The organism is Citrobacter freundii complex sp. CFNIH2, from assembly GCF_002880615.1.
In the GTDB taxonomy this organism is placed as follows: Bacteria; Pseudomonadota; Gammaproteobacteria; order Enterobacterales; family Enterobacteriaceae; genus Citrobacter_A; species Citrobacter_A amalonaticus_F.
The window spans coordinates 3,183,824-3,200,303 of the sequence record NZ_CP025757.1; the positions used below are offsets into that span (position 1 = coordinate 3,183,824).

14 protein-coding genes and 5 pseudogenes are annotated in these 16,480 nt (G+C 51.9%); 6 read left to right on the forward strand and 13 right to left on the reverse strand.

Annotated elements, in window-relative coordinates; genetic code table 11:
• Position 1: 1 nt before the first annotated feature.
• The 6 genes and pseudogenes from WM46_RS15505 to WM46_RS15525 form a co-directional block, all read right to left on the reverse strand.
• Entirely contained in the window at positions 2–340 is a 339-nt protein-coding gene (locus WM46_RS15505) for a hypothetical protein (RefSeq protein WP_102602744.1), read from the reverse strand.
• Positions 341–350: 10 nt separating this feature from the next.
• Positions 351–1,040, reverse strand: a pseudogene (locus tag WM46_RS15510) (integrating conjugative element protein); the annotation flags it as partial.
• A 9-nt stretch (positions 1,041–1,049) separates the two neighbouring features.
• Positions 1,050–1,274: pseudogene (locus tag WM46_RS26650) on the reverse strand (TIGR03750 family conjugal transfer protein); the annotation flags it as partial.
• A 12-nt stretch (positions 1,275–1,286) separates the two neighbouring features.
• A complete protein-coding gene (locus tag WM46_RS15515) occupies positions 1,287–1,673 on the reverse strand; it encodes a TIGR03745 family integrating conjugative element membrane protein (protein WP_102602746.1) in 387 nt (128 codons plus the stop codon).
• A 35-nt stretch (positions 1,674–1,708) separates the two neighbouring features.
• Positions 1,709–1,951 (reverse strand): TIGR03758 family integrating conjugative element protein, encoded by a 243-nt coding sequence (locus WM46_RS15520; RefSeq protein WP_004115536.1) that lies wholly within the window; start codon positions 1,949–1,951, stop codon positions 1,709–1,711.
• Positions 1,951–2,298, reverse strand: coding sequence for an RAQPRD family integrative conjugative element protein (locus tag WM46_RS15525; protein WP_016151316.1), 348 nt, complete (start codon positions 2,296–2,298; stop codon positions 1,951–1,953). Before WM46_RS15525 ends, WM46_RS15520 begins: the two co-directional genes overlap by 1 nt.
• A gap of 240 nt (positions 2,299–2,538) precedes the next feature.
• Here WM46_RS15525 and WM46_RS15530 point away from each other — a divergent pair, with 240 nt between their 5' ends.
• A complete protein-coding gene (locus WM46_RS15530; RefSeq protein WP_016151315.1) occupies positions 2,539–2,751 on the forward strand; it encodes a hypothetical protein in 213 nt (70 codons plus the stop codon).
• A gap of 180 nt (positions 2,752–2,931) precedes the next feature.
• Here the strand turns inward: WM46_RS15530 and WM46_RS15535 are convergent, their stop codons facing one another.
• Positions 2,932–3,717 (reverse strand): NAD(P)H-dependent oxidoreductase, encoded by a 786-nt coding sequence (locus tag WM46_RS15535; protein ID WP_102602747.1) that lies wholly within the window; start codon positions 3,715–3,717, stop codon positions 2,932–2,934.
• 83 nt (positions 3,718–3,800) lie between these two features.
• Here WM46_RS15535 and WM46_RS15540 point away from each other — a divergent pair, with 83 nt between their 5' ends.
• Together WM46_RS15540 and WM46_RS15545 are read left to right on the forward strand one after the other, a co-directional pair.
• On the forward strand, positions 3,801–4,172 hold the full coding sequence (locus tag WM46_RS15540; protein WP_102602748.1) for a winged helix-turn-helix transcriptional regulator: 372 nt from the start codon (positions 3,801–3,803) through the stop codon (positions 4,170–4,172).
• A gap of 20 nt (positions 4,173–4,192) precedes the next feature.
• On the forward strand, positions 4,193–5,203 hold the full coding sequence (locus WM46_RS15545) for an IS110 family transposase (RefSeq protein WP_102602749.1): 1,011 nt from the start codon (positions 4,193–4,195) through the stop codon (positions 5,201–5,203).
• 261 nt (positions 5,204–5,464) lie between these two features.
• On the opposite strand, the gene WM46_RS15550 is transcribed toward WM46_RS15545, so the two are convergent.
• The 5 genes and pseudogenes from WM46_RS15550 to WM46_RS15570 form a co-directional block, all read right to left on the reverse strand.
• A complete protein-coding gene (locus WM46_RS15550; protein WP_102602750.1) occupies positions 5,465–6,223 on the reverse strand; it encodes a TIGR03747 family integrating conjugative element membrane protein in 759 nt (252 codons plus the stop codon).
• Positions 6,216–8,240, reverse strand: a pseudogene (gene traD, locus WM46_RS15555) (type IV conjugative transfer system coupling protein TraD); the annotation flags it as partial. The pseudogene traD and the gene WM46_RS15550, both read right to left, overlap by 8 nt.
• Positions 8,209–8,649: pseudogene (locus WM46_RS15560) on the reverse strand (restriction endonuclease); the annotation flags it as partial. The pseudogenes traD and WM46_RS15560, both read right to left, overlap by 32 nt.
• A pseudogene (locus WM46_RS15565) lies at positions 8,649–9,002 on the reverse strand (integrating conjugative element protein); the annotation flags it as partial. The pseudogenes WM46_RS15560 and WM46_RS15565, both read right to left, overlap by 1 nt.
• A gap of 280 nt (positions 9,003–9,282) precedes the next feature.
• Positions 9,283–10,287 carry a hypothetical protein gene (locus WM46_RS15570; RefSeq protein ID WP_102602752.1) on the reverse strand — a complete coding sequence of 335 codons (1,005 nt, stop codon included), beginning with the start codon at positions 10,285–10,287 and terminating at the stop codon, positions 9,283–9,285.
• A 331-nt stretch (positions 10,288–10,618) separates the two neighbouring features.
• On the opposite strand from WM46_RS15570, the gene WM46_RS15575 reads away from it, so the two are divergent.
• Genes WM46_RS15575 through WM46_RS15585 form a run of 3 tightly spaced genes read left to right on the forward strand, consistent with a single transcriptional unit; the run spans position 10,619 to position 15,114 of the window.
• On the forward strand, positions 10,619–11,824 hold the full coding sequence (locus WM46_RS15575; RefSeq protein ID WP_262360399.1) for an efflux RND transporter periplasmic adaptor subunit: 1,206 nt from the start codon (positions 10,619–10,621) through the stop codon (positions 11,822–11,824).
• On the forward strand, positions 11,821–13,749 hold the full coding sequence (locus WM46_RS15580) for an ATP-binding cassette domain-containing protein (RefSeq protein ID WP_102602753.1): 1,929 nt from the start codon (positions 11,821–11,823) through the stop codon (positions 13,747–13,749). Before WM46_RS15575 ends, WM46_RS15580 begins: the two co-directional genes overlap by 4 nt.
• Positions 13,750–15,114, forward strand: coding sequence for a TolC family protein (locus WM46_RS15585; RefSeq protein WP_102602754.1), 1,365 nt, complete (start codon positions 13,750–13,752; stop codon positions 15,112–15,114). It begins immediately after the preceding gene.
• Between the two features lie 484 nt (positions 15,115–15,598).
• Here the strand turns inward: WM46_RS15585 and WM46_RS15590 are convergent, their stop codons facing one another.
• Positions 15,599–16,363, reverse strand: a complete 765-nt coding sequence (locus WM46_RS15590; protein ID WP_102602755.1) for a PFL_4669 family integrating conjugative element protein — start codon at positions 16,361–16,363, stop codon at positions 15,599–15,601.
• Positions 16,364–16,480: the final 117 nt, after the last annotated feature.

Consider the following 16,480-nt stretch of genomic DNA (forward strand, 5'->3'; position numbering starts at 1 on the left):
TTCAGGCTCCCGGACCGGTAAACATCGCGTACTCACACAACGCGATAAAAAGCACACTTACCATACTGATGCGCAGCAGCGGCCGCCTGTACATCTCCTGAAAACCTGGCGCATGCCGGATTTTCCAGAGGCCCCAGCCAACCAGCGCATAGAGTGCCAGTCGCCATATCAGCCAGCCGTAGCGCGTTGACTGCATCCAGCTCCGGAATGCAGCTGCTTCAGTCGGATGTTTCATGGCGGTGTCAGCCATCATCAGTGAGACCACCATGAACAGCGCCATGCAGGCGAGGAAGATGCCGGCACGGGTAAGGACTTTCCTGACAGTCGTTTTATTACGCATTCTTATTCCCTCATTCAGCCGACTGCGGCGCTGCCATCTGGTTGAAGCGACTGTCGGTATTGTCATCAGACTGGGTCTGCGGGTTGGTTTCGACGCGCTGATTCTCCCTGTCGATAATGGTCAGCACTGAATTACGTGACAGTTCACGCTTCATCTCCATCTCGTTTTTCAGCGCCGCAATTTCCCGATCCAGCGCCTCGATACGCTGGCCGGCGGTATCAATGGCCTTTGGCTGGGCAGCGGCATTCGGCTCCGACATACCGGTAACCATCATGCGACGCATCAGCAGCGCCGTTTCCACCGTGTCAGACATGGCCAGTTCGCCTGCAAGGCGGGCCGTCAGGGCCGCGTTATCCGGATCACGCTGCAGGGCTTTAATCACGCCGGCCGTTACCGGCAGTCCGCCGGTTTTCAGCTTCGCCAGATTCGCAGCCGTGGGCTTTTCCGTACCGTTGACGAGCCTTACCAGCTGCTCAGCGTTGGCTTTGGTTGCCTCTTCCAGCAGTGGGACAAAGCCGGTGCCGGCAACGGTCGTACCGGGCTGGTCATCCGCATCACCGCTTGTACATTCACTTGCGTTGGCACAGGTACGCATCGAGCGATCGCCCAGTACCTTCACGGTCATGGCCGCCGCCTCTTCCGCGCTGCCGAATTTAGAGCATGCGCCACCGTTACAGCTGCTTTCGCCCACAGTCGAATTACCGCGCTTGAGCCTGGCCATCCAGCGGCCGCCGAACCAGACGAGCAGCAGCGGCATGACCAGCAGGCCGGTGGGCACAACAACCCATCCGGCAAGCGGGATAAACGGCAGTGACAGGAGCAGACCCGCACCCGCGCCGGCAAGGGCTGCCAGCCCCATCTCATGGGTGGTAAACCCGCGAAACACCACGGGTTCACTGTTGAGACGGTCAGGTAAAAAACGAATGGTCTGCATCGTCGTGAACTCCTACAGAATGATTTCTGCTGACTTGCCCAGCAGCCAGATAACCGCAACCAGCAGCACCACACCCACCACGATGATGGAGCCAAATTTGGTCCAGGTTGCCCGCTCGTTGCGGACTTCCGTGAAGGTATGGACGGCAGCAATCGCGACGTTGATGAAGGCGATGGCTGCCACAACCAGACCACCAATGACCACACCGTCCTGCAGGTAGCCCTTGATCTGACCCATCAGACCGGTTCCACCACTGGACTGAGGTGCTTCAACGCTTGGCAAATCCGCAAAGGCCGGCCTGCAGGTGAGCCAGCCCAGAAGGGCCAGCGTACCGGCGCGGTTCATCGCGCGGCTGGCGAGACGGCGCAGACGGGAAACAACAGACTCAGATTGATGCATGGAATTTATCTCCTGACGTAACGTTAATAATCGGGTTAACTGGCAAACATCCAGATACACACAAGCAACAGCAACACGGTGCGGACGGCAAAACGCCCCAGCGCCGCGTCCCGCACCTTTGTGTTACTCCAGCCGGTCCAGACATCCGACAGCGCCCACGCGGCCCATAAAAAAAGAAATGCCAGCAGTGCCCCGATGCAGAGCAGATGAAGGATGTTCACATCAAGACTGCCGGAGCCGGCTTTAAACGCGTTCGTTTGTTCGGATGTCATGGACATCAGGGCCGCTCCCGCCGGTAATTACCGGCCACAAAAGACGGGTCGCGCGGTTGCGCGCGGGAGGGCTCCAGATAGCGGTCAATACCGCTACGGATGGTGTTGAGATCGGATGTGGCCTGACGGTAATCAAAGAAAAAGCGGCCATGGTCAGCCGGGTCGGCCTGTGCAGCCGCCACGCGGGCCCGTTCAAGCGACGCCTGAACCTGGTCCAGCTGACGCTGAACAGACGCAAGCTCGTCTTTCTCGGATGCCTGTGCAGCAGCTGATGCCAGAAAGGTCAGCAATACCAGGCCAGTGATGCCCGGGACACGACGGTTGCGCCGCATGGCCGGACGATTTGAGTTCATACGCACCTCCAGAAGGATTAAGGGGTGCGAACAGGATGCGGGAGCACGTTACTGAGGTCTGCGATAAACCCAAACTGCAATCCTGAAAATTAATCCTCTGCGGCAGGTGCTGCCGGAACAAAGGTTGCAGGCAGGAATTCAGGAGGAAAAATCACAGCCGGCCAGAGTTTGATTAGCCATGTTATTGCAGGTTGAGCGCCAGTAATCTGGGCAGGATTTTACCGAGAGGAGATGATAGATATGAATGGCACTTTATTGTTAATAGTGAGCTTTATCGGTTTAGCGGTTTCCCTGACGGTAAGATTCCGTTATATCAACAGAGATGAAAAAAGCCGCGAGTATTACCGTGGAAGCTACTTCCCTGCTCTCGTGGATCTGCTGATCGTTATCGCGGTAATTGGCATGCTGATGGGAGCCGTCAGCACCTCAGGCCCATTTATATACAGGGGATAACAGGTTGCTCCGCTGACGCGCCCGGGCAGGTTCTCCCGGGGCTTGTCTGCTGACGGCAGGCGCACAAAACAAGTTTTGCACGCCTCCGTCCAGCTCTGATTAAAGGTAATGAAATGAGCACCTCCCTTCTCTTAAGGTGAGGCGGTAGTGTGGAGCTGGCAGGCCGAAGTCAGTTACATTTCAAAATGAATCAGCGTTCCATTTATCCGAATGGTGTCGAACGAACGGGCTGAATTCAGGTGCCTGAGGTTTTAATGTCTTATCATCATTGAAATCCTCTTCTCTGTTGAAGGGGATAATGGGCCATTCATTGATATTGCTAAGCCTGATTTCGAAATCTTTCACTTTTTCATCGAGAAACTGCTGCTGTTTTTCTTTGGCTAACCCATCAAGGCCACCGCGAACACCATGGATCAGGTAAGGTTCGAGCATCGTATAACCTATATAGTGGAGGGCATGTATAGGTGGCCATAACATTAAACGCATGTCGCCATCACGTCCGTTATACCCGCAGGCATTTGCAGAAGCACCGGCGGATACTGTCAGTAAAGCCCGTTTCCCCTTCATTACGCCATTTTCATGGCGGTGGCTGCTGTCATAAATCCCGCCATAAACAAATACCCGGTCCATCCAGCCTTTCAGGATTGCCGGCATACCGAACCACCAGAAGGGAAAATGCAGCAGTAACAGGTCAGAATTTTTCAGTAATTCAATATGCCTCGTAACATCTTCGGGCAGCTTATGTGCGTTCCAGTGGTGCCGTTGCTCCCGCAGGGCGTCAAACCTTTCAACGTCCTGCCTGTCAGGGTAAAAAATTTGCCCCTCACACGGTTCAAAGTTTTCACGGTATAAATTGACTGATTGAACGAGTGAGCCCTTTTTTTCAAATATTCTGGCGGCTTTAGATGCGAGATATGAGTTAAATGAGTCTGCTTCAGGATGAGCAGTGATAATCAGTACATTCATAATGATACTCCGTAACGACTGTTCATCGTTATAGTGTTTTCTTTTATTATTTCCTTCAATTACGCACCTTGAGGTAACCACCCATGGCATATCCAGGAAACGTTTACTCAGCCAAGTGTTCAGCCCGGGATGCGCTGGCGCTTATCTCGGGCAAATGGGTAATGCTCATACTCCCTGCCCTGGAAGAGGGCCCGATTCGCAACGGAGAATTGATGAGAAAAATAGAGGGCATCTCACAAAAAGTTCTTACCCAGACGCTGCGACAGCTCGAACGACATGGACTGGTGTCCAGAGTCGACTACGGTGAAAAACCCGCCTGCGTGGAATACAGCCTGACTGGTGTGGCTGAGTCACTTGTCAGCACACTCAAAGCTCTTGACCGCTGGGCAGAGCTAAATTTTCCTGAACTTGACGCAGCGTGGAGCAGATACGATCTGGAAAACGACCGTTTTTAACCATGCAGGAGGAGACAAAAATGAAACTCATGCCAGTTGGTGTCGACATTGCCAAGAACGTGATGCAGGTTCACTACGTGGATATGGATACGGGAGAAATTTTTAACAAGGCCATCAGGCGCGCGAAGTTTATTGAGTTTTTCACCAATCGCGCACCCTGCCTCATTGGCATGGAAGCCTGTGGTGGCGCACATCACTGGGCCCGCCAGTTGAGCAGGCTCGGCCATCAGGTAAAACTGATGCCGGGCGAATTCGTCAAGGCCTTTAATATCCGTAACAAGAATGATACGGCCGACGCACAAGCCATCTGGCGCGCGGTTCAGCAACCGGGAAAGGCTGTGGCTGTAAAAACCGAACAGCAGCAGGCTATGCTGGCACTGCACCGGATACGCTCACAACTGATGAAATTCCGGCTGATGCAGACCAACGCTTTACACGGTTTACTTGCAGAATATGGCGAGGTGATGCGTACAGGGCATGCCAGCCTCATTAAAAATGTCCCCGATATTCTTGCCCGCCTGTCCGAACGTTTACCGGCAGTGCTCATCGACAGCCTGCGTGAACAACTGGGTGAAGTTGAAAGAACGGACGGTCGGATTGCTGATATTGAACGGCGGATACGCGAGCTGAGCAGAGATGACCCCGGAGTAAAAGCCATCAGTGCCATTCCCGGCGTGGGCTTCCTGACCGCCACTGCTGCGGTCGCGTCAATGGGTAGCGCGGACGCATTCCGTTCAGGTCGGGAGTTTGCCGCCTGGGTGGGGCTTGTCCCGAGGCAGACCGGAACCGGCGGGAGGATACAGTTGCTGGGGATCAGCAAGCGGGGCGATAAATACCTGCGCAAGCTGCTGGTCAACGGTGCGCACAGCGTCATACAGAATGCCCGTGAGCCGGGGCCCTGGGTCACCGACCTGCTGAAGCGGCGTCCGGTAAACGTTGTCTCCGTGGCGCTGGCCAACAAAATGGCACGAATCATATGGGCTGTGCTGGCTCATGGCAGGCCCTACCAGAAGGAAGCGGCTCTTAACTGAGCACTTACTTGCGAAATCACAGTGTATAAGCAGAACGTCAGCAGGTTGCGCAGGCAGTGTATATAATGGCAGAGCAGGTCAGACCGTGATTCACCAGGCCTGAAAAAAGTATCGAACTCCGGGTTCGCAGAGGTAATTGAGGCGTGAGTCAGCGGATTTCATTAGGGTCAGCAGCCGCTTTCGAAGCTGCATAAAGACCGGATATATAGCCGCAATCGTCCTGTCCGTCATCAAGTACAAAACCTGGCAAACGGGAGGCGCTCATATATATTTTTTGAAGGATGCTGTCGTCACCGTCACCGCAATACCAAGCAGGATCGCAGCCGGAAGCAACAGCAGATTGGGATAAACCGCTGTAGGCCATGACAGATAAAGCATCGCGGGTACAATCGCTGCAGGCCTGACCATTTTCTTGGCATGATGATAGACAAACGAACTTTCATACCCCGCGCCGTACCGCCGCAGATCACGCCGCCCCAGCCCCTCAACCAGCGCCACCACCACGACCAGCACAAACAGCGGCACGGACAGTACAAGGATGGTGACACGTACCAGGGTGATAATGCTGATCCATACCGTGGCCAGCAGGTACTCACGCAGGTAGCCGGCAAGCCAGCCGCTCCAGCTGTTGATTTCCCGGGTGACTGCATTGTCACTGTGCATCTGGTACGCATACTGCTGCCGGACCCAGTCAAGGAAGCCACTGTCCACAAAGGCCCACTGATAGGCGGTGCTCACCCAGCGCACAACCGTCACAGATGGCTCAGACAGCAGCAGGCTGCGGGTGAACTCTGTGGACAGCCATCCCAACTCGGTGTTCATGACCGCTTCACTGTGCGCCGCCCCGGCTTCCGGCCAGAAGAAGGCGATGCCGATATATTCAATCAGCAGGCTCAGCAGCAGCGAGGACAGCACCACGCCCACCAGGGCCCATGGCCAGCCCCAGAGCAGATTATACAGAATGCCGTGCTTGCGTTCCGGCAGTGTCTGCTGCTGTGGGGGACGTTTTACCTCAGCCATTCGCCCCTCCTGTGACCGGCACGTTCAGGGCCGGACCATCCCGCCACCAGGATTCGCCGCTGTGATAGCTGCGCCGCATCTCTTCCGCTATTTTCTCAATACTTTCCGGCATCAGCACATCATCCGCATCCCCCGCAGGCAGCGGCATACGGATTTTCCACAGTTGCCCGCCTTCCAGCAGGGCAAACGCCTGCCCTTTTGGCAGCGTCACGATATCGGCCGGCTCCAGTAGTGGGACTTTTACCGTCCCGACGCGGTCCTGGGTGCTTGAGGTGAAGTCCTGGTCTGCATTGACATCTGCCGTGTCCTGGTGCCCGGAGACCAGCGTTTTGGTGTAAATCTCCACCTGCGGCAGCTGCGTGGTCAGCAACTCGGCGGTGCGGTTTTCCCTGACGCGCAGCATAATCAGGTTATTAAAGTTACCCTGTACCTGGGCCGTCTTGGCCGCATTCCCGATGCGTGCCTCAATATCAGAAGACGTCTGGGTATAGGCCGTTACCTGCATGCCGGCACCGCCCCCTTTGTTGATAAGCGGGATAAACTCATCCCCCATCAGCTCGTTAAACTCATCGCAGTGCAGGTTAATCAGGGACTTCCCTTCTTTCCCGCCCGGCAGGCCCGCATTGATACCGTGTTTATAAATGTGCCCGGCCACACTCACCAGATCGGCGAACATGGAGTTACCGACCGCGCTCGCCACTTCACTGTCACTGAGCGCATCGAGCCCCACATACACCACGGCTTTTTTACGGATGATCTGTTCCCAGTCAAAAATCGGCCGCGTGTCGTCAATGTCCTGATAATCCGGCGACAGCAGCTCGGCGGTCTTGCCGGTGGTCAGTTTTTCCAGCAGCGGCAGCAGCGACGCCACGATTTTGTCAAAGTAAGTACAGTCATAACGTACCGCTGACCGCAGCCCGTCAAGGATGGGATCATAGAGTTTTTTACCCTCTTCTGAACTCAGGGCAACTTCAATGGCCCAGATACGTAAGGCATCCGGCTGCCCCTGCATGTTGCGGGGCACGTCGTCCTCGCCCAGCACCTGCTGATTATTCTCAATCTGCGTCTGCAGAGCTGGCAGCTGCGCCTGGATGATTTTTTCCGCATAGCGGATATAGAGATCGGCGATATTGTTCACGTAGCGCATGATCAGCGTGTAGTCAGGGCGCTCACCCAGGGCGACCAGCGCACGGGCGATAATGTTGACGAACCGCCAGGCAAATTCACGGAATGCCGCGCTGTTCCCCTCAGCCGACAGCTGACCGGCCACGCGGGACGCCACCTCTGACACGCGACCAAAACGCCCGACGGCATTATAACGGGCTGAAATTTCAGGCCAGCCGAGATGAAAGATATACAGCTCATCCCCGCGCCCGGCCCGGTGGGCCTCTGCCCAGACGCGTTTCATCAGGTCTGCGTCGCCTTTCGGATCAAACACGATGGTGACTTCACCCCGGCGGATATCCTGGGTGACCAGCAGCTCTGCCAGCCGGGTCTTACCGACGCGCGTGGTGCCGTACACCACCGTATGGCCAACGCGTTCCCCCAGGGCCAGGGTAACGTCTTTTTCGTCGGGCTCGATGCCGTGCAGCGCCGGATTCCCGCCCACCGGCGGTAACGGCCGCACCGGGTTCAGCGGCGTATCAGCACTCAGCAGCTTTCCCAGCCAGGGCAGACGGTGCTCTGTCATCATTTCGAGCTGACGGGCCCCCAGGTAAAAGCGGTTTGGCTGCAGGTAACGGGCCACTTCAGGGCGCAGCGTATCCTGCAGGCGCTGGGTGTGTTTCTGGGTCCAGCGGAAACCCCGCCCGAGAAACAGGCGACGATGGCTGACGGGGATCTGCTTAGTGCTCATGACATAGCGCGGCAGGCGGCGGAGATTCCGGCGGTAACGAATAATCTTCATCCCCTGATGCGTGCGGGTGACGGCCAGCGCCGCAAACCCGGCGGCGGTGACATAGCTGACAGACGGAGCCAGAGCGACAGCCCAGGGTGCCTGCACACAGACATACGCCGCCAAAGTCCTCAACATGTGCGGGGGAAACAGCCCGGCTGTAACGTTTGGCCTGAATCAGCCAGTATTCCCCGTCAATAATGACCTGACCATCAAGGCCGCCGTCACCGCTGTAGGAGACATTGCGCACCACGGTCAGCCCCTGGCGTTCAAAGGCAGACAACAACAGCTCTTCAAAGACATAGGGGCTGATTTTGCGCAGATAAGTCAGTCGCTGCCCGTCTCCCGGCAGGCGGGTCAGTTTATCCAGTACCCGCCCCGCCTTTGCCCGGTATCGCCGGTGACGGCGGGTGCTGGCGTTCTCCCGGCGGCGCAGGTTCAGAAAGGCCATCACCACCAGGAACAGGATGGCCAGCATGGCAATCCCCACGGGGTGGACTGTCAGCAGACCGTTGAGCTGTGTCGCGACCATTACGGCTTAACCTGCTGCGTCATGCCGGTATCGGTGATGAGTACCGGATAATGCGCAATCTGCAGGCGACGGGCCAGCTCGCTGCCGGAAGCCGGGGCCAGACTGACACCGGGTGCCAGCTCACGCAACTCACGCACGGCAGTCATATCTGTGACGTTGACGATCATCCCGGCCGCATGCTGTTCAGCCAGCGCGCCGGCATTGGCCTTCAGCCAGTCACGGGACAGGGCATCATCCCCGACCAGAAACAACGCCCCGATGCCGGGCAGCTGCAGCGGCCGGTCGGCCACGCTGCCCGGGCGCAACTCCGGCGTGAATACCGGCAGCATGGCAGCCTCGCCCTTCAGCACGGGTGCCCATGTTGACCGGCAGCGTGCCCGGATAACCGAGTATAACCTCAGAACGGCTGATTATGCGCAATGTTACATTGCTGCCCGCGATGCTGCAGAACATCACACTTCCGCATGGCCTAATATGTGCAATAACTTAAAAAGTGAATACGGACGCTCTCTCAAAGGCTCATGTTTAAGACTGCAAAACAGCTCACAAGTATCTAGAACAAACTTCTGTTTTAATTTTCTTCATTAATCTTTAATTAGGAGAGGGTTTAACCCTCCCCTTTTAGAAAGGCATTCAAAAAAACCTCTTTACCTTCCCGATTTCTTCATCCCAAACCCAAGTTACTTCTTTACCAAATCTTATTCTATTGGCAGGTGGAAGTTCATCAGCCATATACTCAATAACAAATGATTCATAATCATTTTTATTTGATTCTACTTGTTCCTCAACAAAAACCTTAAAATTATCGTGAAGCTCATCAACCCCATAGCGGATTAATTTAAGGTCTTTCAGGTTTTGTATGCATGATGGAATTAACATCCATATTAACGGATGAGAAACATGCAAGTAATATTCGGATATTATTTCTTGATAGGTGCTTTTCCCTAATTTCTTTATTAAACCCAAAAGTATTATTTCATTTTTATCCAACCCGCTATTAGCCCTTGGTAGATTATCAAAGATAGCTTCAAATAAATTAGAAAATCTATATTCAGATTTGCATTCTCGGCAATATAAATTATGTAACTTATCAAGCTCATCTGAGACAAACCATCTCCACAATTTACTCGACACCAAGATTAAATCGGATTTATTAGAAATTAATTCAGCCTTTGAATCATCAAAATCATTCAGTTCTTCGCCTGCAATGACCCCATCAAAATAAAAAATATTCAGACTATCAATCGGGTAGTTCGGTGATGAATTTATTATGTTCAATAAAAAAACCAACGTGGATTGTGAGACACCACTCCTATCAAACCAAATATCCATGTCAATATTATTTGATATCGCATAAAGAATGGATTGGAAGTCCGTTATATTTTTTTCATCGGGGTCGAAAACCCTCAAGGTTTTAAATGCTTCTGGTTTTTCTAGTCTCAATTCCTTTCTTATCAAGAAAAACTTTCTTCCTTCTTCGTTTACCAGAGGGTCATTTATCAAGTCGGGTTCAAAAATAACAAAATCCACATCTACTTTACCATATTTACTACTAATGATAGTATTTTTTTTGCTTGCAACGAGTGCCTTAAACAAACCCGCAGATGACGCATCAGGCATAACAATAATTTTTTTCATTTAGACCTCTTTCCATTGAAACATTAGTGTCACTGAATAAACGATTGAGAGACCATTTTTCCTCAACAAAATCGCGCAAATGATAGAAATAGCCCCACAAAGCATTTTTAGCAGGGGACTTGTTAGCCCTGCACACATCAGCATAAGTTCAGCCCATAACTGATCATGAATCACCTCTCCGTAGAGGTCACGAGGCAGTGGTCGAGCAACCCAATTACATTTTCAGATAAGGAAAACTTTCCCTCCACCAAAACTTATAAAAGTTCCTCTTACAGGACTCTATTAAAAAAACTCAATCTTTGTTGTGGTTTTTTTTCTTCTCAGACGTTCCATGTTCTGGATACCTTTTTACAATATATTTGGGCAATTAATGTTATACATGAAGTCGAAACTACTTCTAATCGTTATCGTGCTAATCCTGGCTGGCACGGCTACAGCCTTCTTACATACGAGCCCGAACACTGTACCTGCTATTAACACCATAGCCGTTCGGATAGGAGACATTGAAAAAAGCGTACAAGCTGTAGGAAAAATTGATGCTGCAGAGCGTATTAACGTCGGAACCCAAGTTTCAGGGCAGATTAAGAAGGTTTGGGTCAAGCCAGGGCAAAGTGTGAAAAAAGGCCAGACAATTGCTGAAATTGACGACCAGCCTCAGCGCAGTGAACTGCGTATCGCTATGTCACGCCTCAATGAACTCCTTGCTAATCAGCGAGCCCGTGAGGCATCACTTAAGCAGGCCTCACAACGTTTCCAGCGAGAGAAACGTCTGTTTATCGGAGACGCCGGTTCGCAGGAGGACTATGAAGCTGCGCAGGCCGCCCTTGCAGGTGCCCGTGCAGATCAGGATGTTCTTAGTGCCCAACTCACACAGGCCAGAATTGAAGTTGAGAAAAAACAACTCGATTTGGGATATACGCATATCACATCCCCCCTTGACGGTATCGTGATCTCGATTTCTGCCCTGCAGGGGCAGACAGTGAATGCCAGCCAGAATACTCCGACCATTGCTCTACTGGCGCGACTGGATCGTATGAACGTTCGGGTCAATATTTCTGAAGCTGACATCAACACTATTCACTCTGGACTGGATGCTTATTTTACCATCTTTGCTGATCCGACCAAAAAATATCCGGCAGTGCTAAACAGCGTGGCCCTGGCACCCGATAACTTTACAGGCAGCGAAAGTAATAACTCTGTGCAGGCAGAGGGAGCCGTCTACTACACGGCTATGCTGGATGTACCCAATCCGGATGGTACTCTCAGGATAGATATGACGGCACAGGTAACCATCATTCAAGCACATTCCCGTGATGCGTTGCTGGTGCCCCTGATTGCCTTACACCAGAATGGCGGAAACACGTTTGTTCAGATATCGAATCCGGATGGCACGTTAGAGAACAGACAGGTCACCACCGGGATTAATGATGGCAATGAGATTCAGATTATCTCTGGCATTATTGCAGGAGAAAGAGTTGTACTGACACAAGCCACATCTGCCTCTGAATCTGATGAAAATACAGGGGCGCAACCATGAGAACAGTCGCTGAGCTGCGCAACGTGTATCGTATTCATCATCATGCGGATCAAAGTCAGAATGTGCTGGAAAACATCTGTATTAAAATTGAGGCAGGGGAAATGCTGGCGATTACCGGGCCTTCAGGTGCCGGAAAGTCAAGCCTGATGAATCTGATAGGCTGCCTGGATTATCCTTCTCGAGGAGAATGTATCATTCAGGGGCATTCCATTACAGAGTTACACCCTGACGATCTCGCGCGGTTACGCCAGATACATGTAGGATTTGTTTTTCAAAAGTATCATCTGATCCCTGAACTGGATGCACTGTCTAATACGGCTCTACCCGCCGTTTATACACTCCAAGGCCGTCAGGCCAGGTTGTCACGAGCAGCTGATTTGCTGAGACGCCTGGGACTGGCTGAACACCTGCACCACCATCCCGATGAGATGTCTGGTGGCCAGCAGCAACGAGTGTGCATTGCCCGGGCGCTGATGAATGGTGCTGAAATTATTCTCGCAGACGAGCCGACCGGAGCGCTGGATACTGCCGCAGGCGAAGAAGTCATGGCAATACTGGAAGAACTCCATCATCTGGGTCATACCGTTATCATAGTCACGCATGATGATCAGATTGCGGCCCGCGCTCCACGAATTATTAAACTCCATGATGGCAGGATTGTTGCTGATAGCGGTGTTCCGGTCATTCATGCGTCGCGTAAACATTTTCATAATCCTCGTACATCTCACTGGCGAAACCTGTATGTGCGAATGTGTGAAGCTTTCATGATGGCACTACACTCGATGAAATCCAGACGGCTGCGCACCACCGTAACAATGTGTGGCATGGTCTTTGGTATTGCAGCCGTCGTCATGGTGACGGCCGCAGGGTCAGGAGCCCGACAGCAGACGCTGCAGCAGCTGCGGAATCTGAGCCCTGGTGTGGTGCAGCTCATTTCCGGACCTGGATTATTCGAAGAAAAAATCGCTGGCAATCCCATAACTCAGGAAGATATGGAAGTTCTGGCACGCCTTCCTGGTGTGAGGGCGATCAGTCCTCAGTTCCTGTCATCTGGTAAAGTCAGTTTCAGACAAAAATCTAACGATGCATTACTGCAGGGGGTCGGCCCGGAATACTTTCGTATCCATGCGCTACCGATACTCGATGGTATCTTATTTCCTGGTGAAACTGACCAGTCCGCTGTCATTGATGAAAGCACCCAGCATGCACTTTTTGATGCGAGTGGTTCTACGGCGATAGGGAAAATCATATACGTCAAAGGTGTTCCGGTACGGGTGGTTGGCGTGATCCCTGATAACATTTACAGCAGACCCGGGCAGGTTTCTGTCTGGCTTCCATGGCAAACGATGATAGTCAGGATTATCGGGCAGCAGCCCCTGCAAAATGTAGATATCCAGCTGCAGGAAAATATTCATAGATCATCTACCATGCAAGCTGTGAAGTCGCTGATATCACAGCGTCACAATGGACGTCATGACTTCACCCTAATAGATAACGATCGTACCCGCCAGCAAATCCTACATACAGCATGGATATTCAACCTGCTGATCCTGATTGTAGCGGGCGTTGCACTGGGCATCGGTTACCTGGGTGTAATGAACATCATGCTAGTCACAGTTTCTGAACGTACCCGTGAGATCGGTCTCCGCATGGCCGTGGGGGCAAGACGTGGGGATATTATGTCGCAGTTTATGGCTGAAGCGCTTCTGGTTTCGCTTGCTGGTGGCTTACTGGGGTTACTGCTTTCAGCGGTTCTTGGACCGGTGATGACAAATCTGGTGGGCTCACAACTAATTCTGCTGTTTTCATGGCAATCTGCTGTGCTTGCATTTTTCTGCGCCCTGCTGACAGGCATCGTCTTTGGGTGGCTTCCCGCACGTCGGGCAGCACGAATGGAACCTGTACAGGCACTGGCGGGAGAGTGAATGATAAATATCAGGCAATTATTTCTCGTCACTGTGCTGCCATTTCTCTCGGGGTGTGGAGGATTGATTAACAGCAAGTATTCCGCTCCACCGATGATCTTACCTGAACATTGGCAGAGTGTGACAATAAATGAAGCTGCTGGTTATCCTTACGCCTGGCAGGAATTCAATGACCCTCTGTTAATCAGTCTTCAGAAACAAACACTGCTCCGTAACGCAGACGTTGAACTGGCCGCAACCAGGGTAAAACAGGCAGCTCTGAGTTTGGAACAGACCTCCGTACAATTTGAACCTGCTGTTTCAGGCAATATCGGTGCCAGCTCCGGTCGTCCACTTGATTACCACAATAAATGGAATCGCAGTGTGTCGGCCAGCTTGGGAATAGATAGTGAAATTGATCTCTGGGGTATACAGACGCGACAACGGGATGCAGCCGCCCTTTCAGTGAAATCTGCTGAGCAGTCTCTGCGGCAGACATATCTGTTGCTGATGGAAAGCGTCAGCGACAATTACTGGTTACTTGGTGTACTGAATGAACGTCTCACATTCAGCCTGCAGGATGAGGAAACCGCCCGCGCGACACTTCAACTGGTTATGCTGCGCTGGCAGGCTGGAAAAGTCAGCGCTGTTGATGTGGTTAATGCCAGGCAAAATATGATTTCCCAGGAAACAAACACCCGACAACTTAAACGTCAGCTGATCGAGGCTCGTAATACCCAGAGTCTGCTGGCAGGAATGCCCGTTGGTAAAATTCTGGCGGAGCCTTCGGCTCTTCACAGGGGAAAACTTCCGCAGGTTCGGGCAGGACTGCCTGTCAACATTCTTGCTCGACGCCCAGATGTGAGTCAGGCAGAACTGGCCTTGCGGCAAGCACTAACAAACGTTGATATCAGCCATGCAGAACTCTATCCCGGATTCAGCCTCTCCACCTCACTTGGCACCAGTAGCACTGAGCTGATGTCATTCATCAGCAATCCCGTAGCCTCACTGTCAGCGGCTTTTTCCTTACCGTTTCTGAACTGGCGCGCACATGAACTTAGCATAAAGCAGGCACAATTGAGTTACCAACAGGAAGTTATTCACTTTCGTCAGACCCTCTATGCAGCTATGGTAGAAGTTGATAATACACTGACACTGCAGGCACAGCTGCGGGAAGAGCAGTCACAACTTGAAGAACTGCTACAGCTGGCGTACCGCTCAGAAACATTAAGTCGAATTCGTTACCAGGCCGGAGCTGCACCACTGAACTTCTGGCTGGATGCCCAACAGCAGCGGCGGCAGGCAGAATATCGGGTGACAGAAAACCGTTTCAGCCTCTATCAGGCCCTGGCAAGACTGTCAGTTGTTAGCGGTGGCGCACAATGATGCTATACAGAGGTGGGGGTAACAATACCAACTGAGCACCCTACATGGCAGATAGGGCAACTTCGAGAAATCCTCTCCCAAAGAGAAATATGGGAATAAAGATACAAATTTTTAATGTGATTTTTTTACTGAAATTTGAAAGTCATGGTTCCATCCTGGAACCATGCCTCTGAACCTGTACCAATAGTTCATGGTTAATATCACATCTCCGAGCCAGAGCCTTATTGGCCGACGTGTAATCTAACGGAGGGTCACGCCTTACAACCTCATCCAGGTAACATAATGGGTCGCTATACTGTTCAATCGTTCGTCTGTAGAAACGAAAAATCTGATTACCGCAGTCGCGGGGTACTTCAAAGCCATCTTTAAATTATCAAATTTATGCCCTGCTTCCAATCTATAACATTAAGCCAGTCAGTTTCTTTTCTTTTCGGAACTTTTCCATCCTCAAGCGGGTGTCTTTGTTCCGATATTCAGAATTCAGTTAGGTTGCAGTTTCATTCTTATCATCCGGTACCTTCTGCTTTACAGATTTCTCATTGCGCGACTGACGTTTGGAAGCTGCAACAAGCAACTCAATACTTTCGACGTTTACCGGTGGAGAGAAGCGTGAACGGCGATTCCCCAGCAATATCGCACTATCCAGCTCACCAAATTGTTCGATTGCCTCACGGGAAACATCGTTATCTGAGGCAATATCCTGGCGGGTCACGGGATGGGAACGGTAACGCAGGGCAATAGAGAAGATACGGCGTATTTGATGGCTACAGCGATGTATCCAGGCTTTACGCTCTTTAAGGGACATGAGACCGTAGTGGTGAGCTTGGAAAACACGCAAAATGAGTTGATCAAATCCCACAAGAAGGTACACGCTGTGGTATCCCAATGGTGAATGGCTGTGAACGCCAATACTCAACGGTGCCGAAGAGGTACCCTCGGATATAGAAGCGTTCACTGGCAGCATCGCCATCAGCAGATCAATATCATTCAGCCATTTCTGGAATTTCTGGCTGGCCTGCTCCAACTGTGTTTCCACTTCCAACAGCGATGCATCCGCCCATGGGTTATCCGCCAGTGAATCGCGGTTAATTCGGGAAATGAGCTTGAAGAATAGCGGCATCCCGATCAGTGATGGCTTCCCATTCGAGGCAGGGCGCCCGCTCCAGGTGTTGATAGCGTATTGGGTATGCAGTTCAATGCGTAGCTCTGAGTGCAGCGCACCAGCTCTCTTTTCTTTCTTGTCTGACATGATCATCCATCCGTTGAAAGTTAACGTGATGGAAATTTTTAGGGATTACTCAAGACAAAAACAACACAAAAACATTTTTAAGATAAAAACCTTAGCTTCATTTTTACCAAAACTCGT

What these genes read in the sequence shown, in the direction of transcription:
- WM46_RS15520 (WP_004115536.1), bottom strand. Translation starts at nt 1,951, where the DNA reads ATGTCCATGACATCCGAACAAACGAACGCGTTTAAAGCCGGCTCCGGC.
- WM46_RS15525 (WP_016151316.1), bottom strand. Translation starts at nt 2,298, where the DNA reads ATGAACTCAAATCGTCCGGCCATGCGGCGCAACCGTCGTGTCCCGGGC.
- WM46_RS15545 (WP_102602749.1), top strand. Translation starts at nt 4,193, where the DNA reads ATGAAACTCATGCCAGTTGGTGTCGACATTGCCAAGAACGTGATGCAG.
- WM46_RS15505 (WP_102602744.1), bottom strand. Translation starts at nt 340, where the DNA reads ATGCGTAATAAAACGACTGTCAGGAAAGTCCTTACCCGTGCCGGCATC.
- WM46_RS15585 (WP_102602754.1), top strand. Translation starts at nt 13,750, where the DNA reads ATGATAAATATCAGGCAATTATTTCTCGTCACTGTGCTGCCATTTCTC.
- WM46_RS15550 (WP_102602750.1), bottom strand. Translation starts at nt 6,223, where the DNA reads ATGGCTGAGGTAAAACGTCCCCCACAGCAGCAGACACTGCCGGAACGC.
- WM46_RS15530 (WP_016151315.1), top strand. Translation starts at nt 2,539, where the DNA reads ATGAATGGCACTTTATTGTTAATAGTGAGCTTTATCGGTTTAGCGGTT.
- WM46_RS15590 (WP_102602755.1), bottom strand. Translation starts at nt 16,363, where the DNA reads ATGTCAGACAAGAAAGAAAAGAGAGCTGGTGCGCTGCACTCAGAGCTA.
- WM46_RS15570 (WP_102602752.1), bottom strand. Translation starts at nt 10,287, where the DNA reads ATGAAAAAAATTATTGTTATGCCTGATGCGTCATCTGCGGGTTTGTTT.
- WM46_RS15580 (WP_102602753.1), top strand. Translation starts at nt 11,821, where the DNA reads ATGAGAACAGTCGCTGAGCTGCGCAACGTGTATCGTATTCATCATCAT.
- WM46_RS15535 (WP_102602747.1), bottom strand. Translation starts at nt 3,717, where the DNA reads ATGAATGTACTGATTATCACTGCTCATCCTGAAGCAGACTCATTTAAC.
- WM46_RS15515 (WP_102602746.1), bottom strand. Translation starts at nt 1,673, where the DNA reads ATGCATCAATCTGAGTCTGTTGTTTCCCGTCTGCGCCGTCTCGCCAGC.
- WM46_RS15540 (WP_102602748.1), top strand. Translation starts at nt 3,801, where the DNA reads ATGGCATATCCAGGAAACGTTTACTCAGCCAAGTGTTCAGCCCGGGAT.
- WM46_RS15575 (WP_262360399.1), top strand. Translation starts at nt 10,619, where the DNA reads ATGTTCTGGATACCTTTTTACAATATATTTGGGCAATTAATGTTATAC.